This window comes from Halomonas sp. 11-S5, from assembly GCF_029889825.1.
Classification (GTDB): domain Bacteria; phylum Pseudomonadota; class Gammaproteobacteria; order Pseudomonadales; family Halomonadaceae; genus Halomonas.
The window spans coordinates 214358-240400 of the sequence record NZ_JARANW010000001.1 but is presented as its reverse complement, the minus strand read 5'-3'; the positions used below and the strand labels follow the sequence as shown (position 1 = coordinate 240400).

At 67.1% G+C, this 26043-nt stretch carries 24 protein-coding genes; 13 read left to right on the top strand and 11 right to left on the bottom strand.

Annotation, left to right across the window (positions count from 1 at the left end):
* Window positions 1-57: 57 nt before the first annotated feature.
* Window positions 58-963 carry a LysR family transcriptional regulator gene (locus tag OP497_RS01130; protein WP_280545933.1) on the bottom strand — a complete coding sequence of 302 codons (906 nt, stop codon included), beginning with the start codon at window positions 961-963 and terminating at the stop codon, window positions 58-60.
* Between the two features lie 150 nt (window positions 964-1113).
* Here OP497_RS01130 and OP497_RS01125 point away from each other — a divergent pair, with 150 nt between their 5' ends.
* Complete coding sequence (locus tag OP497_RS01125; protein WP_280545932.1) at window positions 1114-1815, top strand: CoA transferase subunit A; 702 nt, start codon at window positions 1114-1116, stop codon at window positions 1813-1815.
* Between the two features lie 55 nt (window positions 1816-1870).
* Window positions 1871-2533 (top strand): CoA transferase subunit B, encoded by a 663-nt coding sequence (locus tag OP497_RS01120; protein WP_280545931.1) that lies wholly within the window; start codon window positions 1871-1873, stop codon window positions 2531-2533.
* Window positions 2534-2715: 182 nt separating this feature from the next.
* Here OP497_RS01120 and OP497_RS01115 read toward each other — a convergent pair whose 3' ends face one another.
* From OP497_RS01115 to OP497_RS01105, 3 genes are all read right to left on the bottom strand, one after another.
* Window positions 2716-3483, bottom strand: a complete 768-nt coding sequence (locus tag OP497_RS01115) for a DUF1338 domain-containing protein (RefSeq protein ID WP_280545930.1) — start codon at window positions 3481-3483, stop codon at window positions 2716-2718.
* Between the two features lie 246 nt (window positions 3484-3729).
* Window positions 3730-3999 (bottom strand): GrxA family glutaredoxin, encoded by a 270-nt coding sequence (locus tag OP497_RS01110; protein WP_280545929.1) that lies wholly within the window; start codon window positions 3997-3999, stop codon window positions 3730-3732.
* A gap of 163 nt (window positions 4000-4162) precedes the next feature.
* Window positions 4163-4981: an inositol monophosphatase family protein gene (locus OP497_RS01105; protein WP_280545927.1), complete on the bottom strand. Its 819-nt coding sequence runs from the start codon at window positions 4979-4981 to the stop codon at window positions 4163-4165.
* A 125-nt stretch (window positions 4982-5106) separates the two neighbouring features.
* Here OP497_RS01105 and hybE point away from each other — a divergent pair, with 125 nt between their 5' ends.
* Both hybE and OP497_RS01095 read left to right on the top strand, forming a co-directional pair.
* Window positions 5107-5538: a [NiFe]-hydrogenase assembly chaperone HybE gene (gene hybE / locus OP497_RS01100; RefSeq protein WP_280545926.1), complete on the top strand. Its 432-nt coding sequence runs from the start codon at window positions 5107-5109 to the stop codon at window positions 5536-5538.
* A gap of 119 nt (window positions 5539-5657) precedes the next feature.
* Complete coding sequence (locus tag OP497_RS01095) at window positions 5658-6428, top strand: 3-hydroxybutyrate dehydrogenase (RefSeq protein ID WP_280545925.1); 771 nt, start codon at window positions 5658-5660, stop codon at window positions 6426-6428.
* Between the two features lie 155 nt (window positions 6429-6583).
* Here OP497_RS01095 and OP497_RS01090 read toward each other — a convergent pair whose 3' ends face one another.
* From OP497_RS01090 to ftsH, 5 genes are all read right to left on the bottom strand, one after another.
* Entirely contained in the window at window positions 6584-7123 is a 540-nt protein-coding gene (locus tag OP497_RS01090; protein WP_280545924.1) for a response regulator transcription factor, read from the bottom strand.
* A gap of 43 nt (window positions 7124-7166) precedes the next feature.
* A complete protein-coding gene (locus OP497_RS01085) occupies window positions 7167-8438 on the bottom strand; it encodes an ATP-binding protein (protein ID WP_280545923.1) in 1272 nt (423 codons plus the stop codon).
* A 93-nt stretch (window positions 8439-8531) separates the two neighbouring features.
* On the bottom strand, window positions 8532-9131 hold the full coding sequence (locus tag OP497_RS01080; RefSeq protein ID WP_280545922.1) for a CBS domain-containing protein: 600 nt from the start codon (window positions 9129-9131) through the stop codon (window positions 8532-8534).
* Window positions 9132-9317: 186 nt separating this feature from the next.
* Entirely contained in the window at window positions 9318-10754 is a 1437-nt protein-coding gene (gene nhaD / locus OP497_RS01075; RefSeq protein WP_280545921.1) for a sodium:proton antiporter NhaD, read from the bottom strand.
* 322 nt (window positions 10755-11076) lie between these two features.
* Window positions 11077-12915 carry an ATP-dependent zinc metalloprotease FtsH gene (ftsH, locus tag OP497_RS01070; protein WP_280545920.1) on the bottom strand — a complete coding sequence of 613 codons (1839 nt, stop codon included), beginning with the start codon at window positions 12913-12915 and terminating at the stop codon, window positions 11077-11079.
* Window positions 12916-13094: 179 nt separating this feature from the next.
* On the opposite strand from ftsH, the gene dkgB reads away from it, so the two are divergent.
* The 3 genes from dkgB to OP497_RS01055 all read left to right on the top strand — a co-directional run bounded on the left by dkgB (window position 13095) and on the right by OP497_RS01055 (window position 16580).
* Window positions 13095-13904 (top strand): 2,5-didehydrogluconate reductase DkgB, encoded by an 810-nt coding sequence (gene dkgB / locus OP497_RS01065; protein ID WP_280545918.1) that lies wholly within the window; start codon window positions 13095-13097, stop codon window positions 13902-13904.
* 121 nt (window positions 13905-14025) lie between these two features.
* Window positions 14026-15615: a peptide chain release factor 3 gene (locus OP497_RS01060; RefSeq protein WP_280545916.1), complete on the top strand. Its 1590-nt coding sequence runs from the start codon at window positions 14026-14028 to the stop codon at window positions 15613-15615.
* A gap of 206 nt (window positions 15616-15821) precedes the next feature.
* On the top strand, window positions 15822-16580 hold the full coding sequence (locus tag OP497_RS01055) for a TatD family hydrolase (RefSeq protein ID WP_280545914.1): 759 nt from the start codon (window positions 15822-15824) through the stop codon (window positions 16578-16580).
* A 9-nt stretch (window positions 16581-16589) separates the two neighbouring features.
* On the opposite strand, the gene OP497_RS01050 is transcribed toward OP497_RS01055, so the two are convergent.
* Entirely contained in the window at window positions 16590-17627 is a 1038-nt protein-coding gene (locus tag OP497_RS01050; RefSeq protein WP_280545913.1) for a folate-binding protein, read from the bottom strand.
* A 149-nt stretch (window positions 17628-17776) separates the two neighbouring features.
* Here OP497_RS01050 and OP497_RS01045 point away from each other — a divergent pair, with 149 nt between their 5' ends.
* The 6 genes from OP497_RS01045 to OP497_RS01020 all read left to right on the top strand — a co-directional run bounded on the left by OP497_RS01045 (window position 17777) and on the right by OP497_RS01020 (window position 24832).
* Window positions 17777-17974 (top strand): hypothetical protein, encoded by a 198-nt coding sequence (locus OP497_RS01045; RefSeq protein ID WP_280545912.1) that lies wholly within the window; start codon window positions 17777-17779, stop codon window positions 17972-17974.
* On the top strand, window positions 17974-18411 hold the full coding sequence (locus OP497_RS01040; RefSeq protein WP_280545911.1) for an OsmC family protein: 438 nt from the start codon (window positions 17974-17976) through the stop codon (window positions 18409-18411). The genes OP497_RS01045 and OP497_RS01040 overlap by 1 nt, the downstream gene beginning before the upstream one ends.
* A gap of 65 nt (window positions 18412-18476) precedes the next feature.
* Window positions 18477-20504 (top strand): excinuclease ABC subunit UvrB, encoded by a 2028-nt coding sequence (gene uvrB / locus OP497_RS01035; protein WP_280545910.1) that lies wholly within the window; start codon window positions 18477-18479, stop codon window positions 20502-20504.
* Between the two features lie 262 nt (window positions 20505-20766).
* On the top strand, window positions 20767-22272 hold the full coding sequence (locus tag OP497_RS01030) for a fumarate hydratase (protein ID WP_280545909.1): 1506 nt from the start codon (window positions 20767-20769) through the stop codon (window positions 22270-22272).
* A gap of 129 nt (window positions 22273-22401) precedes the next feature.
* Window positions 22402-23820, top strand: coding sequence for a cardiolipin synthase (gene cls, locus OP497_RS01025; RefSeq protein ID WP_280545907.1), 1419 nt, complete (start codon window positions 22402-22404; stop codon window positions 23818-23820).
* A 94-nt stretch (window positions 23821-23914) separates the two neighbouring features.
* On the top strand, window positions 23915-24832 hold the full coding sequence (locus OP497_RS01020; protein WP_280545905.1) for a LysR substrate-binding domain-containing protein: 918 nt from the start codon (window positions 23915-23917) through the stop codon (window positions 24830-24832).
* Between the two features lie 33 nt (window positions 24833-24865).
* Here OP497_RS01020 and OP497_RS01015 read toward each other — a convergent pair whose 3' ends face one another.
* Complete coding sequence (locus OP497_RS01015; protein WP_280545903.1) at window positions 24866-25957, bottom strand: bifunctional nicotinamide-nucleotide adenylyltransferase/Nudix hydroxylase; 1092 nt, start codon at window positions 25955-25957, stop codon at window positions 24866-24868.
* Between the last annotated feature and the right edge of the window lie 86 nt (window positions 25958-26043).

Below are 26043 nucleotides of genomic sequence, written 5' to 3'. Positions count from 1 at the left end.
CCGGATTCATGAGTTGACCATGCTAATGGATCGGCTGCGGGCTGCCCAGCTGTTGGGTCAATGTCCTGCTGCGAGATAAGGCGTGCGAATGGTCTCGGCCAGCACCTGCTGCAGCGCCAGGGCGGCCACCGAGAGCTCGTGGCTGTTCCAGGTCAGCACCCCGACGTCGCGCTCGATGACCGGATCCTCCAGCGGCAGGCACACCGCCCCGAGCTCCTGCATCTGGTCGATGCACAGCGAGGGCACGGCGCTGACGCCCAGGCCACTGGCGACCATGCGCCCCACGGTGGCCAGCTGGTGGCACTCGAAGGCGGCGGGCAGGGTGAGGCCGCGGCTCTCCAGCTGCTGTTCCAGCAGCCGGCGCACCATCGAGGGGCGCTGCAGGGCGATGAAGTCGCGGGTCATCAGCGTCGGCCAGCCGAGGCGCGGACGCTCGGCCAGGCGCGATTCGCCCGGCACCACGGCAACGAAGCGGTCGCGGAACAGGGGCGTGAAGGTGAGGCTTCCGGTGGCCTCCGGCTCGAACACCAGCCCCAGCTCCACCTGGCGAGCGCGCACCATCTCGATCACCTGCTCGTTGATCACATCATGGACCGTGACGTTGACCCGCGGATGGCGCTGGCGGAAGACGCGCAGGGCCGGGGGCAGCAGGTTGCTGGCAAACGACGGCATGGTGGCCACCGCCAGACGGCCGAGCTGCAGGGTGAAGCGCTGGCGCAGCAGCTCCTCGGTGTTGTCCCATTCGGCGATCAGGCGCTTGGCCAGGGGCACCAGCGACTCGCCCTCCGGGGTCAGCCGGACGCTGCGGGTACTGCGAATCAGCAGGCGGCCGCCCAGGCTCTCCTCGAGCCCCTTGATCGCCAGGCTCAGGGCCGGTTGGGAGAGGTGCAGGTGTTCGCAGGCCTGGGTGAAGCTCAGGGTCCGGGCCACGGCGAGGAAGGCGCGCAGTTGCTTGACGGTCATGGCATGCTACCAAGGTCAAATTTATCAGCAAAACAAATCAATCAATAAATAAAACAAACTTAACAAATATATTGGCAGGGACAACACTAGGCTGACATTCTGCCCATTCACCCTTGGACTTTTCATTCCACAACAACGCGAGGCGCCACTATGGCCGGATTCGACAAGCGTGTGTACTCCTACGAAGAGGCAATGGACGGCATCGAGAGCGGCATGACCGTGATCGCCGGCGGTTTCGGTCTCTGCGGCATTCCCGAGAACCTGATCGCCGAGATCAAGCGTCGCGGCGTCAAGGGCCTGACGGTATGGTCCAACAACTGCGGGGTCGACGGCTTCGGCCTGGGCGTGCTGCTGGAGGACAAGCAGATCAGCCGCATCCATGCCTCCTACGTCGGCGAGAATGCGCTCTTCGAGAAGCAGATGCTCAACGACGAGATCGAGGTGGTGCTCACGCCCCAGGGCACCCTGGCGGAGAAGATGCGCGCTGGCGGCGCTGGTATCCCGGCCTTCTATACTGCCACCGGCTACGGCACGCCGATCGGCGAGGGCAAGGAGGTACGCGAGTTCAACGGCCGCCACTATATCCTCGAGGAGTCGGTGGTGGGTGACTTCGCCATCGTCAAGGGCTGGAAGGCCGACCGCTACGGCAACGTCGTCTATCGCGACACCGCCCAGAACTTCAACCCCATGGCGGCCACCGCGGGCAAGATCACCGTGGTCGAGGTCGAGGAGATCGTCGAGCCCGGCGAGCTCAAGCCCGACCAGATCCACACCCCGGGCATCTATGTCGACCGCATCATCCAGGGCTCCTTCGAGAAGCGCATCGAGAAGCGCACCGTGCGCGAGGGCTGACCCCCTCCGACGCTTCCCCACGACCGCTTCTCCACCGAACACATGAGGCAACAAGATGGCACTGACTCGCGAACAGATGGCAATGCGCGTGGCGCGCGAACTCGAGGACGGCTTCTACGTCAACCTGGGTATCGGCATCCCGACGCTGGTGGCCAACTATATCCCCGACGGCATTGACGTGATGCTGCAGTCCGAGAACGGCCTGCTGGGCATGGGGCGCTTCCCCACCGAGGAGGAGATCGACCCGGACATGATCAACGCCGGCAAGCAGACCGTCACGGCGCGCCCGGGGGCGGCGATCTTCTCGTCGGCCGAATCCTTCGCGATGATCCGCGGCGGCCACGTGGACCTGACCGTGCTGGGCGCCTTCGAGGTCGACCAGAACGGCAACATCGCCTCCTGGATGATCCCCGGCAAGCTGATCAAGGGCATGGGCGGCGCCATGGACCTGGTGGCCGGTGCCGAGAACATCATCTGCACCATGACCCATGCCTCCAAGCATGGCGAGTCCAAGCTGCTCGAGTCCTGCAACCTGCCGCTGACCGGCGCCGGCTGCATCAACCGGGTGCTCACCGACCTGGCCTACCTGGAGATCAAGGACGGCGCCTTCCACCTCAAGGAGCGCGCCCCGGGCGTCTCCGTGGAGGAGATCGAGTCGCTGACCGCCGGCAAGCTGGTGGTGCCCGACCACGTCCCGGAGATGACCTTCGAGGCCTGATCTCCCCGGTGATGGCAAGGCCTGCGGCCCGGACCCTGGTCCGGGCCGCGCTCGTTCGGGGGATCCGCGAAGGGCTGTCGAAAAACTGACCATTCCGCGCCAGGCCCCCAGGCATCCCGCCCGGGAGCACTTCCACGGGGATGATGCACAGCGTTATCCACAGATTCTGTGGATGACCGGGATCAGGAGAGCTCGCAGCGGGTGTGGTGGGGCAGCAGCAGCTCGGCGGCACGCTCCTGGTTGGCGCTGACCTGCTTCTGGACGAGGGCGAGCCCGCCGAGGCCGACGCGATGCTCGTCGCCCTCGGCGAAGGCCAGGCGCCGCGAGCTGGTGGCATAGAAGCGGTAGTCGAGCAGTGGCGAAATGGGGAAGAGGCCGTGGTGGCGGTCACTGCTGCCGGTGAGGCCGGCCTGGCGCAGTTGGCCGTCGAGCTCGACGATGTCGTGACCCAGGCGCTGGCAGTCGAAGCCGGCGTGATGCAGCCGTGGCCCCATCACCGAGAGCCAGCCGGCCAGCGGATGGGCCAGGTGCAGGGCCTGGTAGGTGCCCCAGTCGGGCATCGGCCAGGGGCGGCCATGGCAGAGCAGCGCCTGGCCGCGGGCCTCGCGGGGATCGGCGTTGCCGACCAGCTGCTGGAGACGTTCGCGGGGCTGGCGCGACAGGGTGCCGAGCTGGAGCTCGGCGAGCAGTACCCAGGCGCCGTCGTCCGGTGCGGTGAACAGGGTGGCAAGCAGGCCGCGATCGGCCATGGCGTAGCGCTGATGCGGACGATAGCCGTAGCGCACCAGGGTCGGCAGGAGGGCCTCCATGGCCCAGGGCCCATGGTTCAGCGTCAGGATCGCCAGGTATTCCGCCGGCGCCTCCATGGGCCAGAGCCGCAGTCCGCCCACGTCCGGATGCTGGTGGATATAGTCCAGCCACAACTGCTGGACGAACTCTTCCCGTTGCATCGTGCCTTGTCCCTTTGTCGTGATGCCCTGTACGCGCCTGCACGCCGCCAGTATAGGCAGCGGGTCCCGAGCGGCATTCAACGCGGGAAAGACGTTCGTCATGGCAGGATCAACGTGGGTCGAGGCTGGCGAGGGTGCCCTCGCTCTGACGGCGCACCAGCAACTGGGCCTGGCCGGCCACAGGGGAGTCGAGCCCCTTCCGGCGGGCAGCGCTCAAGGAGATGGCATTGTCGATGGCCTGGCGGCTCAGCCGGAGACGCTCAGCAGAGCCTGGTCACGCACGTAGCGATCGAACTCGGTGAAGCCGCCGACATGGCTCTGGTCGACGAAGATCTGCGGCACGGTATGCACCGGCTTGCCGATGGTCTTCTCCAAGTCGGCCTTGGTGATGCCTTCGGCATGCATATCGACATAGCGGTGACCCGCGATGGCGCCGGCACTCTCGAGCCGGGCGGCGAGGGCCTTGGCATGGTCGCAGAAGGGACAGGCGGGGCGACCGAAGATGACGACGAACATGCAGCGACTCCTTGCACGGCAGGGTGCGTGAAGAGGGATCCGGGGAAGAACGGCCCGAAGTGTGACGGAATAGGCGACGATTCGCCAATAGTCGCTCCCTTGTGCGCCGATGGCGCCCCTCTATCGCACGCCCCCCTATCACACGCCCCCTATCGCACGCCCTTCAGAGGTCGACCTCCCCGGCGTCGGCCTGGCGCAGCAGGTCGCCGAGTGCGGCATGGAGGCCGGGACTGGTCACCAGCAGGTTCTCGCTGTAGAGGTCCTCGGGGATTCCCGCCGGCCCGGGATAGAGGTGGCCGGTGCGGGCACCCGCCTCCCGGGCGATCAGCCAGCCGGCGGCGCAATCCCAGGGGGAGACGCTCTCGTAGTAGGCATCCAGTCGGCCGCAGGCCACGTCGCACAGGTCCAGGGCCGCCGAGCCGTTGCGACGCACGTCCTGGCAGTGGGCCAGCACGGCGGTGAGGCGACGCATCAGCGGCGGCCGGCTGTCGCGGCGGTAGGGGAAGCCGGTGCCCACCAGGGCGTGGGCCAGATCAGTGGTGCGGCTGGCATGGATCGCCTGGCCGTTGCACCAGGCCCCCTGACCGTCAAGCGCGGTGAAGGTCTCGCCCAGGAAGGGGGCATGTACCACGCCCAGGCGGGTGCGGCCCTCGCTGGCCCAGGCGATGGACACCGCCACATGGCGCAGACCATGGGCGAAGTTGACCGTGCCGTCGATGGGATCCACCACCCATAGCGCCCGGGGGCTGGCCAGTACCTCGCGATCCGGGGCCAGTTCCTCGCTGAGGCGCGCCTCCTCGGCGAAGTGCTGCTCGAGACGCTCGCCGATACGCGTGTCCACCTCGACGTCGGTATCGGTGACCAGCTCGTGGCCATGCTTGTAGCGATGGCCGAAGACCTGGCGCTCACGGGCCTCGACGATCATCCGGCCGGCCTCGTGGGCGATGTCGACGGCGATCTCGAGTCGCTGGGCGGGGCTCATGGCGGCTCCTCGGCAGGTAAAGTCGGCCCCCCATGCTAGCAGCTTGCCATTGCCCTGCCGAATGCCGGGTGGGAGGACAATAGTGCGGTGGCTATACTGGCGCCCCCGCCGCCCTGGAGGACACCATGCAGGCACTGACTGCCGACCAGTATGCCCGGCTGCGCCAGCTGGCCGAGGCCTGGAACCGCTGCCACCTGAAGGCCGCCAAGCACGAGCCCCGCTTCAACCCGCGGCTGGGCGTGGATGCCCTGTGCTTCCAGCCCCATTCGCTCGAGGATGGTCGCCGCGGCCTGCTCGGGGCCCTGGTCACGCCCGTTTCGCTTTCGCTGGCCCTGGTCCTCGACGAACCAGCCGCTCCGCCGGTGACGGGGCACCTGGAACTGGTCCTGCCCTACGGGTGCTACCCCTTCGTGCTCGAATCCCTGGGCGAGGCGGACCGGTGGTGGCGCTGCGAGCTGCTCGACGACCTTTCCGACCTCGGCTCCCTGCAGGAGGGCAGCCGTCTCGCCCAGCAGTTGATGGAGCGGGTCATGACCCCGCCCGCGCCGAACTCCTGAGCGGATGACGCGCTGCGTCATCCGCCTTATGCTGGTGGCGGAGATCGACAATGCCACACCGGGCCCGAGAGGGGCCTGCCCGGCGCCCCGGCCCGGTTCACAGGACAGAGGAGTCATGCATGACCGCCAACGCTTCCATTCCCCGCATCGCCCTGGTCACCGGTACCAGCAGCGGCATCGGCGAGGCCGTGGTTCGCCATTTCTGCGAGCAGGGCCACCAGGTGCTGGCCGTGGATTTCAACCCGGCAGGCAAGGAGGTCGCCGAGCAGGCGGGTGCCACCTTCTTCCAGGCCGACCTCACCGACGGCGAGGCCTGCAAGGCGGCGGTGGCCGAGGCGGTCAAGCGCTTCGGACGTGTCGACATCCTGGTCAACAACGCTGGCATTCAACATGTCTCGCCCATCGAGGAGTTCCCGGAGGACAAGTGGCGCCAGATCATCGACCTGATGCTCACCGCTCCTTTCCTGCTCACCCAGGCCGCCTGGCCCTCCATGCGCGAGAACGGCTGGGGGCGCATCGTCAATATCGCCTCGGTCCATGCCCAGGTGGCCTCGCCGGGCAAGTCGGCCTACATCAGCGCCAAGCACGGCATGATTGGCCTGACCAAGACCGCGGCGCTGGAGGGCGGCAGCCAGGGCATCACCGCCAATGCCATCTGTCCCGCCTACGTCAAGACCCCGCTGGTCGACAACCAGATCGCCGACCAGGCGAGGATGCACGGCATGGAGGAGCAGGAGGTGATCGAGCAGATCATGCTCAAGAATGCGGCCATCAAGCGCCTCATCGAGCCCGCCGAGGTGGCCGAGCTGGTCGGCTACCTGACCTCCGACCTCGCCGGTGCCGTCACCGGCGCCAGCTGGAACATCGACCTGGGTTGGACGGCGCAATGACCCGGCTTCGCCGGGAGCGTTAAGCTGGAAGAGCGCCGCTTCGCGGCTGGAAGCTTGAAGAAAAAAGCGTGACCAGGATGCTGGAAGCGACATGCTGATATCCAGCTTCCAGCTTCCAGCTTCCAGCTTCCAGCTTCCAGCTTCCAGCTTCCAGCTTATCGTCTCACCGGCCGCTTCTGAAGCTTGCGCTGCAGGGTGCGTCGGTGCATCCCCAGGGCGCGTGCGGTGGCGGAGATGTTGCCGTCGTGCTCCTGCAGCACCTTCTGGATGTGCTCCCAGGTGATGCGGTTGACCGACGGCGGATTGTCGGCCACCTCGGTTTCCGGGTCGCCCGCCGCCCGCGACAGGGCCGCCAGCACCTCGTCGGCATCCGCCGGCTTGCAGAGGTAGTTCACCGCGCCCAGCTTGATCGCCTCCACCGCGGTGGCGATGCTCGAGTAGCCGGTCAGCACCACCGCCCGGCACTCGGGCACGATCTCCAGCAGTTCCGGCAGCAGCTTCAGCCCCGACTCGTGTTCCAGCTTGAGGTCCAGGGTGGCCAGCTGGGGCTGGTGGCGGCGTGCCAGGGAGAGGGCCTGGGCTGCGTCATGGGCCACCAGCACCTCGAAGCCGCGGCGGCTCAGGGCGCGGTCGAGCACGTGGCAGAACATCTCGTCGTCATCGATGATCAGCAGGCGTTCGGCGGTCTCTTGCATGTTGTCCTCGCAGGGGGGCACGGCATCCCGCAGCCGTCGGGTGTCAGGGTTCGGGTTGGCTGCGCGGCAGGGTCACCTCGGTCAGGGTGCCGCCCTCGGGATGATTGTACAGGCTCACGCCGCCCCCGAAGCGGTTGATGGTGGCGTGGGTCAGGAAGAGGCCGATGCCCAGTCCCTTGCTCTTGGTGGAGACGAAGGTCTCGCCCAGCTGGTCGGCGATCGACATCGCCACGCCCGGGCCGTGGTCGCGGATGTCGATGATCATCTCGTCGCTGTTCCAGTCGAGCCGGATGGTGATGTCGTCCGGGTTGGCATCGGCGGCGTTGTTAAGCAGGTTGGTCAGTGCCTGGTCGAGAGTGGTATCCACCGCCAGCCAGGGATGGCCGCGCCGCTCGGCGACCTCCAGGTGGTGGCTGACATCGGGACGCAGCACCAGCCAGCGCTGTACTACGCCGGCCAGCCAGACTTGGGCGTCGTGGACCTCGGGTTCGGCCATGCGTCGGCGGTCGGCGCTCTCCACCAGGTGGCGCAGCCGCGACTTGCAGGTACCGACCTGCTGGCGCAGCAGCTCGATGTCCCGGAGCAAGGCCGGCTGGTCCCGGGCGTCCTCGCACATCTCGCTGAGCAGCACCGCCATGGTGGAGAGCGGCGTGCCCAGCTCGTGGGCGGTCCCCGCCGCCTGGGTGGCCACGGCCAGCACCTGCTCGTTGCGCAGGGCGGCCTCGCGGGTGCGCGAGAGCGCCTGGTCGCGACTGCGCAGGGCGCGGGCCATCTTGTAGATGAAGAAGCTGACCAGTCCTGCCGAGAGTCCGAAGTTGAGCCACATGCCCAGCACGTGAAGGCTAAGGGTCGCCCCGCCGTGGACCTGGGCGAATTGCGGTACCGGCTGATAGGCCACCATCAGGAAGCTGTAGGCCGCCATGGAGGCGGCGGCGATCACCCAGGCGTGCCGCCAGGGGAGGGTCGCCGCGGCGATGGTGACCGGCACCAGGTAGTAGTTGATGAAGGGGTTGTGGGAGCCGCCGGTGAAGTAGAACAGCAGCGTCAGGCCCGTCACGTCGGTCAGCAGGTGGACCAGGTACTCGCCGTGGGTCACCGCCCGCGGGCGGCCCAACCGCCACCAGGTGGCGATGTTGATCGCCCCCATGGCGATGATCACCGCGATCACCGCGGGCACCTGCAGGGAGAAGCCCAGCAGCTCGATACCGATGATGATCGCGGCCAGGAAGCCGGTCCAGGTGATGCCACGCACGATGGTCAGCCGCACCAGGTTGCGGTTGGGCGTGGAAAGCGGCAGGGGCAGGGCGGCTGGCATGGTGGCTCCGTGGGATGCGTCGACCCGATGATACCCGATCCGGGGGACGCTATGCCCGAGCGTGCCGCTTCGAGGTCTGAGACGCGTTAGGCGTCACAACTCCTGGCCGAGCACCACCTTGCAGATGTCGGCGAAGCTTCTCGCCTCGGGCATCCCGCCCGGGCCATAACCGAGGACACGGCCGATGTCCGCCGCCGAGATCACCCCGCGGATGCGGACTCCCTGACTGGAGGTCGGCTCGGTCACCAGCAGGTGCTGCTCACCGAAACTCTTCAGCGACTGCACCAGGTCACCGAGGGTCATCGAAGCCAGCGTTTCCAGGGTCAGGGTCGGGGTCTTGTCCAGCGGCGTCTGGATCATGCCGGCGGTGACGTCGGCCCGGACCACGCCGTGTTGCTGCATGGCCAGCGTGATTCGGCGTCCACCGATCACCTCGCGGGCGGGAAGCACGCCACTGCAGCGTCCCTGGTCGTCCACCACCAGCAGCAGGCGGACACCGCCACTGACCATCTTCTGGTGGGCCTCGTCGACGGGCCGGGCAGCGCTGACGGACTGGGGGGAGGTGCGAGCGAAGTCGGTGAGCACCGTCAGGGCCGGGCTTGTCTCGCTCAGGATCAGTGTCTCGGGCGTGGCGATGGTCGGACGTGAATGCAGCGCGACAGGCTGGACCGGCGCGGGGGAAAGGGTCGTCATGGGGAATGCCTCCTGGTGGTTTCAAGGTGGCCGCCTCTGGCGGCCTCGCTGCCTCCTACCCTTCTCGGTATTTCTTACCGGAAGCTTAAGGCGCCCGCGCGAACCGGGGTGGCCTTCCCACCGACAGTGGCAGAGAACACCCCAGCGAAGGCCCGGCAGTGCTCCCGGCGCTGCCGGGCCAGGGGCTCAGCCCGCGGCAGTGAAACTCCCGGCATTCAGCCACAGGTGGACGGCGATGCTGGCCGCATACCCCAGGGCGATCACCGGCGCCCAGCGCAGGTGGGCGGCAAAGGTGTAGATGCCTCGCGCCTGGCCCATCAGCGCCACCCCGGCGGCGGAGCCGACCGAGAGCAGGCTGCCGCCGACGCCTGCGGTCAGGGTGATCAGCAGCCAGTTGCCGATCGACATGTCCGGTTCCATCGAGAGCACGGCGAACATCACGGGGATGTTGTCGACCACCGCCGAGATCACTCCCAGCACGATGTTGGCCCAGGCCGGGTCCCAGCCACTGTAGAGCGTCTGGGACAGCAGGCTGAGGTAGCCCATGAAGCCCAGCCCACCGACACACATCACCACCCCGTAGAAGAACAGCAGGGTGTCCCATTCGGAGCGGGCGATGCGGGTGAAGACGTCGAAGGGCACCACGCTGCCGAGCTGTTCGAGTTTCTTCCAGTCGCCACGACGGGCATAGCGGGTGCGCTTGCGCTCCAGTGACATCGGCAGGCTGCGGCGCAGGTAGTAGCCGAAGAACTGCAGCAGGCCGAGGCCGGTCATCATGCCCAGTACCGGTGGCAGCTGCAGCAGGGCGTGACAGGCCACGGCGCTGGCCACGGTGAACAGGAACAGCGCGATGATCCGCCGGGCGCCGCGCTTGAGCCAGACATCTTCCTCCAGCGAGCTGGGCTGCCGGTTCTTGATGAAGGCGCTCATGATCAGCGCCGGCAGCAGGTAGTTGACCAGCGCGGGGACCAGCAGAGCGAAGAACTCGTCGAACCCCACCCTGCCGGCTTGCCAGACCATCAGGGTGGTGATGTCGCCAAAGGGGCTGAAGGTGCCGCCGGCATTGGCGGCGATGACGATGTTGATGCAGCACAGGCCGATGAAGCGCTTGTCGCCCTCGGCGACCTTGAGCACCACGGCGCACATCAGCATCGCCGTGGTCAGGTTATTGGCGACGGCCGAGATGCAGAACGCCAGGCCGCCGGTGAGCCAGAACAGCTGGCGGTAGCTGAAGCCCTTGCGCACCATCCAGGCTCGCAGGGCGTCAAACACTCGCCGTTCTTCCATGGCGTTGATGTAGGTCATCGCCACCAGCAGGAAAAGCAGCAGTTCGCTGTATTCCAGCAGGGTCTCCCGGAAGGCCGCCTCGGCCTCGTTGGGCAGCCCTGCCTGTACGTAGACCCAGCCGATCAGTGTCCAGATGAGGCCCGCGGCGATCAGTACCGGCTTGGACTTGCGCATATGCAGCTGCTCCTCGGCCATCACCAGGGCATAGGCGAGGAGGAACAGGGCCACGGCACTGAATCCGTAGAGGGACCCGGTGAGGGAAAGTGGCCCGGAGGTGGCCTGGGCCAGAGGGCTGGCCAACAGGGTCAGCAGGGCAAGCACGAACAGCCCAGGCATCCGGATGCAGCGTCCGGGCCTGTGGTGTGGGCGATATAGCGTCGTCATGTGAGCGGAGGTTCCCGGGGAGCAGGATGAGCAGGAGCGAGAATGATAGGGGGCTAACTGTTGCTTCGCAACAGGCGGCAGGCCGTCGCCGCCCCTGTCGGCGTCATGCGGTGCAGGGACAGGGTGGCGTCGTGACGCCGGCCGCATGGCGAGAGGCCTTCACGGCCGGCGGGAAAGTATCCTGGCGTTTTCTTAAGGCAGTCTTAAGCGTGCCGGAAGGGGCATCGAGCGCCGGCAGCAGTGGCCGGTGACAGGTGGGGGTGACTCGACGGCGTCACGAGGCGAAATGGGCGGGCTGTTGTGCCGGGGCCGCCGGCTGCATGGGCGGGTACTCCTCGGCGGTGAGCGTCTCGCGCTCGAGCAGCAGGGCGGCGCCGTTCTCGAGGTCCTGCCGACGGGCGGCGAGGGTCTCGCGGGCCAGGGCATCGGCCTCGTCGACCAGCTGGCGGACCGACAGGTCGATCTCGCGAGCGGTGGCCTCGGAGTAGTCATGTCGCTGACTGGTGCCGTAGACGTCGCCCAGGAAGGCCTGGCGGTCCTTCTCGTAGACCACTTGGCCGGCCTCATCCGCCATGCCGAAGCGGGTCGCCATGTCACGGGCGATCTCGGTGACCTTGGCCAGGTCGTCGGCGGCCCCGGTGGAGATCTCGTCGAAGATCAGCCGTTCGGCGGCGCGGCCGCCCATCAGCACGGCCATGCGGTACTTGAGGTCGCTGACCGTCTGCAGGAAGCGATCCTCGGTGGGCCGCTGGATGGTGTAGCCCAGCGCGCCGACGCCGCGGGGGATGATCGAGACCTTGTGCACCGGGTCCATGCCCGGCAGGGAGGCGGCCACCAGGGCGTGGCCCATCTCGTGGTGGGCCACCACGGCGCGCTCGTGGTCGTTGAGCAAGCGGCTCTTCTTCTCCAGGCCGGCGACGATGCGCTCGATGGCGTTGGTGAAGTCCTCCATGGCCACCTCCTCGCTGTCCCGGCGGGTGGCCAGCAGGGCCGCCTCGTTGACCAGGTTGGCGAGGTCGGCCCCGGTGAAGCCGGGGGTCAGCGAGGCGATATGGTCCAGGTCCACGTCGGTGGCCAGCGAGTGAATCTTGCCGATATGCACCTCGAGGATCTGCCGCCGTCCCTTGCGCTCGGGGCGGTCGACCAGCACCTGGCGGTCGAAGCGGCCGGCACGCAGCAGGGCGGGGTCGAGGATCTCCGGCCGGTTGGTGGCGGCCAGCAGCACGATGCCCGTGGATGGGTCGAAACCGTCGAGCTCGGACAGCAACTGGTTGAGGGTCTGCTCCTTCTCGTCCTGGCCGCCCATGATTCCCGGGCCCCTGGCACGGCCCAGGGCATCCAGTTCGTCGATGAAGATGATGCAGGGCTTGGCCTTGCCGGCCTGCGCGAAGAGGTCACGGACCCGGGCGGCGCCGACCCCGACGAACATCTCGACGAACTCCGCGCCGGAGATGGAGAAGAAGGGGACCCCGGCTTCCCCCGCGACGGCCCGGGCCAGCAGTGTCTTGCCGGTGCCCGGCGGGCCGACCAGCAGGATGCCCTTGGGAATATGGGCGCCGAGCCGGCCGTAGCGCTCAGGGTCGCGCAGGAAGGCCACCACCTCCTGGAGCTCGTTCTTGGCCTCGTCGACCCCGGCGACATCCTCGAAGGTCACCTTGGTGGAGGTTTCCACGTAGACCTTGGCCTTGGACTTGCCGATGGACATCATGCCGCCGATCCCGCCGCCACTGGTCATCCGGCGGATCAGCAGGGACCAGATCGCGAACAGCAGCACCAGCGGCAGGAACCACGACAGCAGGACGGTCAGGAAGGGGCTCTTCGGGCTGCCGTTGAAGGTGACGTCGTGGCGTGCCAGCTGGTCTGCCAGGTCGGGCGCGACGCGATTGGTGGTGAAGGCGGTGCGGCCGTCGGGTTGGGGCGCGGTGAAGGTGCCGGTGAGGCGGTCGTCACCGACCTGCACTTCGGCGATCCGCCCTTCCTCCAGCAGCCGGGTGAATTCCGAGTAGGGAATGGGTTCGGTGGTCTGCCAGTTGTGATAGACGTTCTGGAACGTCAGGAAGAGCATCACGGCGATGATCACGTAGATCATGTTGAAGCGGTGATTGGGTTCCATGCCGGTTCCTCGTCCCGTGGCCGTGCCGGAGGGCATCGCTATGCCCCGATGATGGCCTTCAGTGTAGGTCACGCCCGGCAGGCGGGATGGCCCCGGGTATGCGGGCCCTTGAAGTCGGGCATCGAGCGCCGCACCTAGGAGGGAGACGCACCGACACCATGGAACGAGAAGGAGAGCCCATGAACACCCCGACATTGCCCAATCCCGGCCTCGGTACCTTCCGCCTCAAGGGCGAGACCCTGAAGCGGGTGATCCACGATGCCCTGGCGCTAGGATTCCGCCACATCGACACCGCCCAGATGTACGACAACGAGCAGGACGTGGGGGCCGCCATCGCCGATAGCGAGGTGTCGCGCGAGGCGCTCTTCGTCACCACCAAGGTGTGGCACGACCGCCTCGAGCCCGCATCTCTCAAGGCCAGCGTCCAGGAGAGCCTGGAAAAGCTCGGCACCGATTACGTCGACCTGCTGTTGATCCACTGGCCCTCGCCGGACGACGCGGTGCCCATGGCCGACTACTTGACGGCCCTGCGCGAGGTGCAGCAGGCCGGCCAGGCGCGCCACATCGGGATCTCCAACTTCACCATCGCCCAGGTCGACCAGGCCCTCGAGATCCTCGGCCCGCAGGCCCTGCTCACCAACCAGGTCGAGGTGCACCCCTTCCTGCAGAACCAGGAGGTGGTGGCGCACTGCCAGTCTCGCGGCCTGACGGTGACCGGCTACATGCCGCTGGCGGTGGGTAAGGTGCTGGAGGACGAGACCCTGAAGGGCATCGCCGCGGCCCATGGCGTCACCCCGGCCCAGGTGGCCCTGGCCTGGACCCGGGCCCGCGGCGTGGTGACCATCCCGTCGTCCACCAAGCGCGATCACCTGGCCGGCAACCTCGCCGCCCTGGACCTCACCCTGAGCGAGGACGAGCTCGAGGCCATCGCCGCCCTGGAACGCGGCGAGCGCATCGCCGACCCCGACTTCGCCCCCGACTGGGATTGAGCCTTGCCCCCGCTAGCCACGACCCGGCAGATAGGCGGGCCAGCGTGCAGAGCCAGGGCCTGTCGCGGTATCATGTCGACCTTTCGAAATCCCATTCGAGTCCCGATCAGGCACCGCATTGATGTCAAACCCCACCCTGGCCCGTGAAGTCGGGCTGCGCAAAACCTTCGCGATCATCTCGCACCCCGACGCCGGCAAGACCACCATCACCGAGAAGATGCTGCTGTTCGGCAACGCCATCCAGCTGGCCGGTTCGGTGAAGAGCAAGCGCAATGACCGTCACGCCACCTCCGACTGGATGAAGATGGAACAGGAGCGGGGCATCTCGGTGACCACCTCGGTGATGCAGTTTCCCTACGGGGGGCGCATCGTCAACCTGCTCGACACCCCGGGCCACGAGGACTTCTCCGAGGATACCTACCGCACCCTGACCGCGGTGGATTCGGCGCTGATGGTGATCGACGGCGCCAAGGGCGTCGAGGCGCGAACCATCAAGCTGATGGAGGTGTGTCGTCTGCGCACCACGCCCATCCTCACCTTCATCAATAAGATGGACCGCGACGTGCGCGACCCCGTCGAGGTGATGGACGAGGTCGAGGAGGTGCTCAACATCCAGTGTGCGCCCATGACCTGGCCGATCGGCATGGGCCGTCACTTCAAGGGCGTCTATCACCTCTACAACGACGTGATCCACCTCTATACCCAGGGGCAGGGCAGCCGCATCCCCGAGGACCACCGCATCGAGGGGCTCGACAACCCCGAGGTGGAGGCAGTGCTTGGCGAGGAGCTGGCCGAGGAGTTGCGCATGGAGGTGGAGCTGGTGCGTGGCGCCTCCCACGCCTTCGACCACGAGGCCTACCTGCGGGGCGAGCTGTCGCCGGTCTACTTCGGGACCGCCATGGGCAACTTCGGGGTGCGCGAGATGCTTGACGGCTTCGTCGAGTTTGCACCGCCGCCCCAGCCGCGAGAGACTGATACCCGCACGGTGGCGGCCGAGGACGAGCGTTTCACCGGCTTCGTCTTCAAGATCCAGGCCAACATGGATCCCAACCACCGCGACCGCATCGCCTTCCTGCGGGTCTGTTCGGGCAAGTACGAGAAGAACATGAAGATGCGTCACGTGCGCATCGGCAAGGACGTCAAGATCGCCGATGCCCTGACCTTCATGGCCTCGGACCGCTCTCATGTGGAGGAGGCCTGGCCCGGCGACATCATCGGCCTGCACAATCACGGCACCATCCAGATCGGCGATACCTTCACCCAGGGCGAGGATATGCGTTTCACCGGCATTCCGCACTTTGCCCCGGAGCTGTTCAAGCGCGTGCGCCTCAAGGATCCGCTGAAGATGAAGGCGCTGCAGAAGGGCCTGCAGCAGCTCTCCGAGGAGGGGGCCACCCAGGTGTTCATGCCACTGGACAACAATGACCTGATCCTCGGTGCCGTGGGGACCCTGCAGTTCGACGTGGTCGCCCACCGCCTCAAGGAGGAGTACAAGGTCGACTGTGTCTACGAGGGGGTGAACGTCAACACCGCCCGCTGGATCTACAGCGACGACGCCAAGAAGCTCGAGGAGTTCAAGCGCAAGGCCAGCACCAACCTGGCCATCGACGGGGGTGGCTACCTGACCTACATCGCCCCTACGCGCGTGAATCTGCAGATGACCCAGGAGCGCTGGCCGGAGATCCGCTTCCAGCCCACCCGGGAGCATTGAAGCTTTGGCTGCATGTCGCCGGATCGCTCGTGGCTGATCCGGCGGCGGGCCCTTCGAGGAGGCGCTGTGAACCCCTCCCTGGGCGCTACCGATGCCATCCCTGGCATAGGACCTCCTCTTCGGCCCGCCCCCGGGCGCCCCTCGCTTCGAGCGCTCAACAAGGCCGGTGTTTTTTCCTTGCTCCTTGCTCCTTGTAGCTTGTGCCCATGCTTATCGACGCCCACTGCCATCTGGACTTCCCCGACTTCGATGCCGACCGCGAGGCGGTGATCGCGCGTGCCCGGGCGGCGGGCGTCGCGCGTTTCGTGGTACCCGGGACCACCCGGGCGCGCTGGCCCAATGTGCTGGCGCTGGGCGAGCGCGACGACGTCAGCGTCTGCCTGGGGCTGCATCCCTACTTCATGGCGGAGCACCGGGAGGAGGACCTGGAGGCACTGGACGCAGCGCTCGATGCCAATCCGCAGGTCGTGGCGGTGGGGGAGTGCGGCATCGATGCGCGTTTCGAGGCGAGCTGGGACGCCCAATGGCACTATTTCGATGCCCAGCTCAGGCTGGCCAAGGCGCGCGAGCTGCCGGTGGTGATCCACTGCGTGCAAGCCAACGACAAGGTGGCCAAGCGACTGCGACAGCTCGATCTGCCGGCCGGCGGGCTGATCCACGCCTTCGCCGGCTCTCCCGAGCAGGCGCGCAAGTTTCTTGACCTGGGCTTCACGCTGGGCCTTGGCGGGGCGGTCACCTTCGACCGGGCCAAGCGGCTTCACCGGGCCGTGGCGACCCTGCCCGACGACGGCTATGTGCTGGAGACGGATAGCCCCGACATGCCGCTGGCCGGCTGTCAGGGCCAGCGTAACGAGCCGGCCAGGGTCGCCGAGGTCTGTCGCGCGGTGGCCAGGCTGCGGGACGAGGCGACAGCGCAGGTGGCGGCGGCCAGCACCGCCACTGCTCACCGCCTGTTCGGCGGGTGATCGACTCACCTACTCCCTGGTCGCGAGGCTCTCGGGGTCCAGGCGCTCGACGAGGTAGGGCAGCTTGAGCAGCTTGAGCTTCTGGCCGGCGCAGCGCAGGGGCAGGGCGGGCTCCCGGGTGCTCATCACCGCCAGCACCTCGGCCTCCCCGTAGGCGTCGAGCTCAGCACACAGCACCTCGCCGAGCCGCTTGTCGTTGGCGTCCTCGATGGCGCTGCCGGGTTCCGGCAGCAGGCCGCCGTCGAGCTGGGCGCGCACCAGCCGCTTCTTCACCTGGCCGCGGAAGTGCGCACGGGCGACCACTTCCTGGCCGGTATAGCAGCCCTTCTTGAAACTGATGCCGCCGAGCGCCTCCCAGTTGATCATCTGCGGCAGGTAGGTGTCGCGCTGGTCGGCCTCGAGCCAGGCCAGCCCCGCCTGGATGTCGTGCAGTCGCCACACGGCGTTGTCGACCGGTGTGGCGTGCGCCGCAAGCCAATTCCAGGCCGCCTCGACCCGCTCGGCCGGCAGGCAGACCAGCAGGCGCGGGCGCGGCCCGGGGTGGGCCAGCAGCTGGATCGTCTCGTCGCCGGCCTGGTGCCAGGGCCGGGGCGGCAGGACATCGAAGTGCACCTCGGCGAGCGCGGCGGCCTCGTGGCCGATCAGCCCCAGCAGCGCCAGGTCGTCGCGCTCGCGCAGTTCGACCTTGTAGAAAGGAGCGAACTTCTTCAGGTGCTCGGCCAGCGAGGCCACCAGGCTGGCGTGCATCAGCAGGCGGAAGTGCCCCGGGGCGACGCGCAACAGCTGGGCGTTGGCCAGCATCCGGCCCTTGGGCGTGCAGAAGCAGGTCAGCGGGGCCAGGTCGCCGTCGGCCAGCGAGACCTGGGCGCTGGTCTGGCCCTGCAGGAACCGCTCGGCATCGGGGCCCTCGACGTCGAGGGCCCCGAGATGGGCGAGCGGGGTCATCACGGTGGCATCCAGGGCCAGCCGCGGCGCATCGGGGGTATCGAACGTCACCCGGTATTCGGCCTCCTGCCGACCGCCGGTGGCAGCGATCCAATCCAACATCTCCGGGCTCCTCGTGGTTCGGGTTCTGGCATGCTCATGTGCACTAGGTGCGGGCGGGGAGGCGGCATTGCAAGCGCTGCTCGGCGCCCGGGTGGCATGCTAGACTCGTCGGGCCTTCCCTCTCATCCATGCCAGGTCAGGAGCCGCCCATGGTCCACCAGTCACTGAGTTTTCAGGGCGTCGAGAGCGCCGATCAGGTCAACCGCATCACCACTGCCCTGATGATGCTGGACGGCGTCGACAGTGTCGAGGTCGGCCGCCACGGGGCCGAGGTGGAGGGGCGCGCCAGGCGCGAGGCGCTGATCGAGGCGGTGCAATCTCTCAAGCTGGGTATCGAGGTCAAGTGATGAAGAAGACCATTGAAGTCGTCAGCGAACGCAACCATATCTACCGCCAGCGGGTCGAACTGGACGGCTTCGACGACCTCTTCGTCGACGTGCCCGAGGCCTATGGCGGTGAGGGGAGTGCCCCGGACCCTCATGACTACTTCGACCTCTCGCTGGGTGCCTGCAAGGCGATCACCTCGATGATGTATGCCCGGCGCAAGCAGTGGCCGCTGACGGGGGTGAGCGTCACGGTCAATCGGGACGACAGCCAGGAGCGCCACGGGACCTACCGGCTCGACGTGGCGATGACCTTTCATGGCATCGAGGCTCCCGAGCAGCAGGCCCGCCTGGAGGAGATCAGCCACAAGTGCCCGATCCACCGGCTGATGACCACCTCCACCGTGGAGGTGACCACCCGCACCGCTGACCTCAGCGTCAACAACAGCGCCGACGCCTGAATCCCGCGCCCGGCGTCGTTTCACCCCCGGGCGCCGACGGCGCCCGGTTCGTCATTGGAGCCGCCATGAGCAAGCCCTTCCGTCTGCAGTCCAAGTTCCAGCCCGCCGGCGACCAGCCCACTGCCATCCGGGATCTGGTCAGCGGACTGGAGTCGGGGCTGGCGCATCAGACGCTGCTCGGCGTGACCGGCTCCGGAAAGACCTTCACCATGGCCAACGTGGTCGAGCGCCTGCAGCGTCCGACCATCGTCATGGCGCCCAACAAGACCCTGGCGGCCCAGCTCTATGGCGAGTTCAAGGCGTTCTTTCCCGACAACGCCGTGGAGTACTTCGTCTCCTATTACGACTACTACCAGCCCGAGGCGTACGTGCCCTCGTCGGATACCTTCATCGAGAAGGACGCCTCGATCAACGACCACATCGAGCAGATGCGCCTCTCGGCGACCAAGGCCTTGCTGGAGCGCCGCGACGCGATCATCGTGGTCTCGGTGTCGGCGATCTACGGCCTGGGCGATCCCGACCAGTACCTGAAGATGCGCCTGCACGTCACCCGCGGCGAACTGATCGACCAGCGCAAGTTCCTGCGCCGCCTGGCGGAACTGCAGTACACGCGCAACGACATGGACTTCAAGCGTGGCACCTATCGGGTGCGTGGCGACGTCATCGACATCTTCCCGGCCGACGCCGAGGACGAGGCGGTTCGCGTCGAGCTCTTCGACGACGAGATCGATACCATCAGCCTCTTCGACCCGCTTACCGGCGAGGTGCGGGGCCGAGTGCCGCGCATGACCATCTACCCCAAGTCACACTATGTCACGCCCCGGGAGACCATCCTCGGTGCCATCGACGAGATCAAGGCGGAACTGGTGGAGCGCCTCGACTGGCTGCGCAAGCACGACCGACTGGTCGAAGCCCAGCGCCTGGAGCAGCGCACCCTCTACGACATCGAGATGATGCTCGAACTCGGCTACTGCAACGGCATCGAGAACTATTCGCGTTACCTCTCCGGTCGCAACCCGGGCGAGCCGCCACCGACCTTCTTCGATTACCTGCCCAATGACGCTCTGCTGTTCATCGACGAGAGCCACGTCAGCGTTCCTCAGGTGGGCGGCATGTACAAGGGCGACCGCTCACGCAAGGAGACCCTGGTGGAGTACGGTTTCCGGCTGCCCTCGGCGCTGGACAACCGCCCGATGACTTTCCAGGAGTGGGAGCGTATCTGTCCGCAGACGATCTTCGTCTCGGCCACCCCGGGGCCCTATGAGGCCGAGCATGCCGGCCAGGTGGTCGAGCAGGTGGTGCGTCCCACCGGGCTGGTCGATCCGGAGATCGAGGTACGCCCGGCGACCACCCAGGTGGACGACCTGCTCTCGGAGATTGGCCTGCGCAGCGAGGTGGGCGAACGGGTGTTGGTGACCACCCTGACCAAGCGCATGGCCGAGGATCTCACCGAGTACCTGGATGAGCACGGCGTGCGAGTACGCTACCTGCACTCCGATATCGACACCGTGGAGCGGGTGGAGATCATCCGCGACCTGCGCCTGGGCAAGTTCGACGTCCTGGTGGGGATCAACCTGCTGCGCGAGGGGCTCGACATCCCCGAGGTGTCGCTGGTGGCGATCCTCGATGCCGACAAGGAAGGCTTCCTGCGCAACGAGCGCTCGCTGATCCAGACCATGGGCCGTGCCGCGCGCAACGCCCACGGCAAGGCGATCCTCTACGGCGACCGGATCACCGACTCCATGCACCGCGCCATGGACGAGACCCGGCGGCGTCGCGACAAGCAGATCGCCCATAACGAGGCCCACGGCATCACGCCGACGACGGTGACGCGCTCGGTGGCCGACATCATGGAGGCCGCCCAGGCCCCGGGCAAGAAGGGCAAGGGGCGCCGCGGCGAGCGCAAGGTGGCCGAGCGCGAGGCCCTTTACGACCCCGCCGAACTGTCGCCAAGCGAGCTGCTCAAGGAGATCTCGCGGGTCGAGGACGGGATGCATGAGGCGGCGCAGAACCTGGAGTTCGAGGCCGCCGCCCGTCTGCGCGACCGCCTGCACGAGCTCAAGGAGCGCCAGCTGCTGCTGGGCTCCGCCTGACGGCGCCTGCCATGCCCGGAAAGGTCCGGCGATCCTCCTGCCGCCCGCTCCCGCGGGCATTGGCGTCAGCCGGTGAGATGTTTGGCATACCAGTTTATACCGTTATCTTCACTTTGTACTATATTCGCATGATCAGGCCTTGAGCGAGGGGAATGTCGACAGCGGGGAGGCTAGGGTATAATGCTCGCCGTTCAAGCCCGCCGCTGCGCCCTTCGATCGCCTCGCCGCGGGCATGCCGACAACGCCTAGGAGCTCCTTGCCCATGACCGTGATTCGCCAGGACGACCTGATTCAGAGCGTCGCCGATGCCCTGCAGTACATCTCCTACTACCACCCGAAGGACTTCATCGACGCCATGGCGGCCGCCTACGAGCGCGAGGAGAACCCGGCGGCCAAGGACGCCATCGCCCAGATCCTGATCAACTCGCGGATGTGTGCCTTCGGCAAGCGCCCGATCTGCCAGGACACCGGCATCGTCACGGTCTTCGTGCATGTGGGCATGAACGTGCGTTTCGAGGCCGACATGAGCCTCGACGACATGATCAACGAGGGCGTGCGCCGCGCCTATCAGCTGCCCGACAACGTGCTGCGCGCCTCGGTGCTGGCCGACCCGGACGGCACCCGCAAGAACACCGGCGACAACACCCCGGCCGTCATCCACCACAAGCTGGTGCCCGGCGACAGCGTCGAGGTGCATGTGGCGGCCAAGGGCGGCGGCAGCGAGGCGAAGTCGAAGTTCGCCATGCTCAACCCCTCCGACAGCGTGGTCGACTGGGTGCTGGAGCAGCTGCCCAAGATGGGCGCCGGCTGGTGCCCGCCGGGCATGCTCGGCATCGGCATCGGCGGTACCGCCGAGAAGGCCATGGAGATCGCCAAGGAGGCGCTGCTCGACCCCATCGACATCCAGGAGCTCCAGGCTCGCGGCCCCGCCAATCGTGCCGAGGAGCTGCGTCTGGAACTGTTCGACAAGGTCAACAGGAGCGGCATCGGCGCCCAGGGTCTCGGTGGTCTGACCACGGTGCTCGATATCAAGGTCAAGGAGTTTCCGACCCACGCCGCCAACAAGCCGGTGGCGATCATTCCCAACTGCGCCGCCACCCGCCACGCCCACTTTACTCTCGATGGCTCCGGGCCCGCAGCCCTGCCGGCGCCGAAGCTCGAGGACTGGCCGGCGGTCACCCGCGAGGCGGGCGACAACGTCAAGCGCGTCGACCTCGACAGCGTGACCCCGGAAGAGGTCAAGACCTGGCAGCCCGGCGACACCCTGCTGCTCAACGGCAAGCTGCTCACCGGCCGTGACGCCGCGCACAAGCGCATGGTCGACATGATCGCCAAGGGCGAGCCGCTGCCCGTGGACATGCAGGGGCGCTTCATCTACTACGTGGGGCCGGTGGATCCGGTGCGCGACGAGGTGGTGGGGCCGGCCGGCCCCACCACGGCGACCCGCATGGACAAGTTCACCCGCACCATGCTCGAGGAGACCGGCCTGCTGGGCATGGTCGGCAAGGCCGAGCGAGGCGAGGCAGCCATCGAGGCGATCCGCGATAACCAGGCGGTCTACCTGATGGCCGTGGGGGGCTCCGCCTACCTGGTCGCCCAGGCGATCAAGAAGGCTCGCGTGGTGGGCTTTGAGGATCTGGGCATGGAAGCCATCTACGAGTTCGAGGTGGAGGACATGCCGGTGACCGTGGCCGTGGACAGCCAGGGCACCTCGGTGCACCAGACCGGCCCCGCCAAGTGGAAGGAGATCATCGCCGAGCGCGCCTGAGCGTCCCGTGCTGACGACGGCCCCGCCATCTGGTGGGGCCGTCGTCGTTGGGCGTATGCTGGGCGGGTGCGTTAGGGCATTGTTTTCACGGACGGCCACGCCGTCGTCCCACGGAACGGGGATCCGACCATGACCTCCTGGCTGATCGGCCTGGCGATCTTCCTGACTTACCTGCTGGGCTTCGTCTCGGCGGTGCTGGCCCTGATGTCCAGCCGTACCTCCCAGGGGGCCATCGCCTGGATCATCTCGCTGATCACCATGCCCTACGTGGCAGTACCGGCCTACTGGATCTTCGGCCGGCCGCGCTTCTACGGCTATGTCTCGGCCCGCGGCGAGCGCGATACCGTGCTGCGCCGACAGCTGGAACGCTACCGCGACCGCTTCGATCCCTATCTGTCTGACAACGTTGATGCGAACATCCGCGCCGTGGAACAGCTGGCGATGATGCCGTTGACCCGCGGCAATCGGGCGGAGCTGCTGATCGATGGCCAGGTAGCCTTCGACAGCATCTTCGCCGGCATCGATCAGGCAGAAGAGTACGTGCTGGTACAGTTCTTTATCGTCCGTGACGATGCCCTGGGCATCGAGCTCAAGCATCGGCTGCAACGGGCCGCCGAGCGCAATGTGCGCATCTACTTTCTGTATGACGAGATCGGCAGTCGCGGGCTCGGTGACCGCTTCCTCCGCGACCTCGCCGAGGGCGGCGTGGAGGTCAGCGCCTTCCGCTCCTCCCGCGGTTTCAAGCATCGCTTTCAGCTCAACTTCCGCAACCATCGCAAGGTACTGGTGGTCGACGGCCGGGAAGGGTGGCTGGGAGGCTTCAACGTCGGCACCGAATACCTCGGGCAGCATCCCCGCCATGGCCACTGGCGCGACACCCATCTCAAGCTCACCGGCCCCAGCGTGCTGGGCCTGCAGGAGGCCTTCTGGGAGGACTGGCACTGGGCCACCGGCGAAATGATCTGCCTGACCTGGACGCCCCGGCCGAGCGGGGACGCCAACCAGAACGTGGTGATCGTGCCCTCCGGGCCGGCGGACTCGCAGGAGACGGCGAGCCTGCTGGTGCAGCATGCAATCCACAGCTCCCACGAGCGCTTCTGGGTCACCAGCCCCTATTTCGTGCCCGATCAGGGGGTACAGGATGCCCTGCGCCTGGCGGCGATGCGCGGCGTGGATGTGCGCATCATGATGCCCGAACGCCCCGATCACCTGCTGGTCTTCCTCTCGACCTTCTCCTTCCTGCCCGACATGCTGCGCGCCGGGGTCAGGGTCTATCGCTACCAACCAGGGTTCCTGCACCAGAAGGTGATGCTGATCGACGATGCCGCCGCCAGCGTGGGTACGGTCAACCTGGACAACCGCTCCTTCCGGCTCAATTTCGAAATCACCGCCGTGGTGCCCGACCGGCAGTTCGCCGCCGAGGTGCGTCTGATGCTCGAGCATGACTTCACCGACTGCCGTCGCGTGGCCCTGGAAGAGCTGACCCGCCGCCCTCTGTGGCGCAAGCTGCTTTCCCGGGCGGCCTACCTGCTCTCGCCGATTCAGTGAGGCGGCTTGGGTCCCGCCCGTCGCTGGGGTACATTAGCGGTCTTCGAAGGCTCCCCGGCGGGAGTCGTGGACGCAGACATCCGGGGGAGTCCTGGTGAACCTCGAGACCAAGTGGCTGGAAGACTTCGTCGCCTTGGCCAGTACGCGCAGCTTTTCCGCCTCGGCCCGTCAGCGGCATGTCACCCAACCGGCCTTCAGTCGCCGCATCCGTTCCCTGGAGCAGGCGGTCGGCGTGACCCTGGTCGACCGCTCGACCACCCCCGTGGACCTGACGCCCGAAGGGCAGCTGTTCCTGGTCACTGCCCGCAACATCGTCGAGCAGCTCAACGAGAGCCTCGGCCACCTGCGTGGCCTGGCCATGGCCAACGAGGCGCTGGATATCGTCGCCGCCCACTCCCTGGCGCTGAGTTTCTACCCCCAGTGGATCTCCCGTCTGCAGAAGGGCCTGGGTGAGCTGCCGACCCGGTTGGTGGCCATGAACGTGGGCGACGCGATCCATGTGCTACGCGAGGGCAACTGCGACCTGATGCTGGCCTACTACGATCCCTACGCCAGCATGCAGCTCGATGCCGAGGTCTTTCCCTCCTTCTCCATCGGCCAGGTCAAGATGCTGCCGGTCTGCCTGCCCGACGAGCAGGGTAGACCACGCTTCCCGCTGGAGGGCCAGGAATCGCTTCCCTACCTGGCCTATACCCAGGGCGCCTTCCTGGGGCGCAGCGTGCGCATGCTGCTCAAGAACGATCCGGTACGCATGCGCCTGAGAACCGTCTATGAAACGGCCATGGCCGAGGGCCTCAAGGGCATGGTGATGCAGGGCATGGGCCTGGCCTGGATCCCCGACTTCTGCATTCGTCAGGAGCTCAAGGATGGGCGCCTGATGCGGGCCGGTGGCGAGAAGTGGGACGTGCCGCTGGAGATTCGTCTCTATCGCTGTTCGCTGGTGCACAAGCCGGGCGTCGAGAAGCTGTGGCGGCAGATGATGAAGTTGCCCCGCGACTTCCTCCAGGCCTGATGGCGCCGGCTTGCGGCGCGTGGCCATGTCGCATCAGGCGCGATCGAAATCCGCCGGCAGTCCCAGGAAGTCCTGGATGATGAAGAAGTGGTCCTCGAACAGTCCTTCGGGGTCGAGGTCGGCCAGGGGGACCCAGCGCGCATGGTCACCGCCCCGCACCGGCTTGAGCTGGGGCAGCTGCTGCTCGGGACGCAGGGCGAAGTAGAAGGCCTCTGCCAGGGTGCGTCCCCGCCAGCTGCGATGGGGTTCGTCGAACAGCCGCTGGCCGCGCAGCGAGCCCTTGAGCACGGCCTCGGGCACCTTGAGGCGGACCCGCTCGCGCAGCTCCCTCAAACAGGCGTCCATCAGCCGTTCATGGGGACTGATGAAGCCGCCGGGCAGGGCGTAGAGCCCCTTGCCGGGCGCGGCCGTGCGCCTGACCAGCAGCACGTGGCCGGATTGCACCACGACGGCATTCACGGTGACGAAGATCGGCGGGTAGGGGGCCTGGGCCCATGCCTGGCGGTACTGGTCCAGCAACTGCTGTTCCTCGACCAGCTGACCATAGGGCGCCTCCTCCAGGAAGTCGCGGATCCACGCCACCACGCCGGGGGGCAGGTCATGGGTAGCGTGGGTGCTCAGGTAGTCCTCCGCCGAGGAGCCGGAACGGAACAGCCGTTCACGGATGCGGCTGGCCGAGATGCCCTCCACCAGGGGCACGCTGACCGATTCCCACTGCGGGAAGAGGGCGAGGTAGTAGCTGGACTGCCCCCGACTGGCGCCGATCAGGCCGATGCGCGGCAGCCGGGCGCGCTCGGGGGAGGCGATATCACGCACCTTGCGCTGGACGTCGCGCACCCAGACGTCGTTGTTGTAGAGGGCGTCGAGCAGCGGCACGACCTCGAGCCGGGCATTCTCCTCCTCCTCGAAGGCGCTGCGCAGCATGCGCAGGCGCTCCTCGTAGCGCCAAGGGTTGCGCAGCGAGCGGGCCTGCCAGGCGGAACCTACCAGCACGATGACCTGGCGCGCGTGGCGCAGGGCCTCGCGGATCACCGCCAGGTGCCCCAGGTGGGGAGGCTGGAAGCGGCCGATGAACACCAGACAATCGAAGTCAGGCGTGTTGTCGGCGTCCGGTGGTGCGGTCATGAGCACTCCTGTCAGAGAGGGGCAGGGAGGGGCGGTGTCCATTATGGTCAGGCCCGCCGGCCGCTGCAATTGGGTCTGGTCTCGGC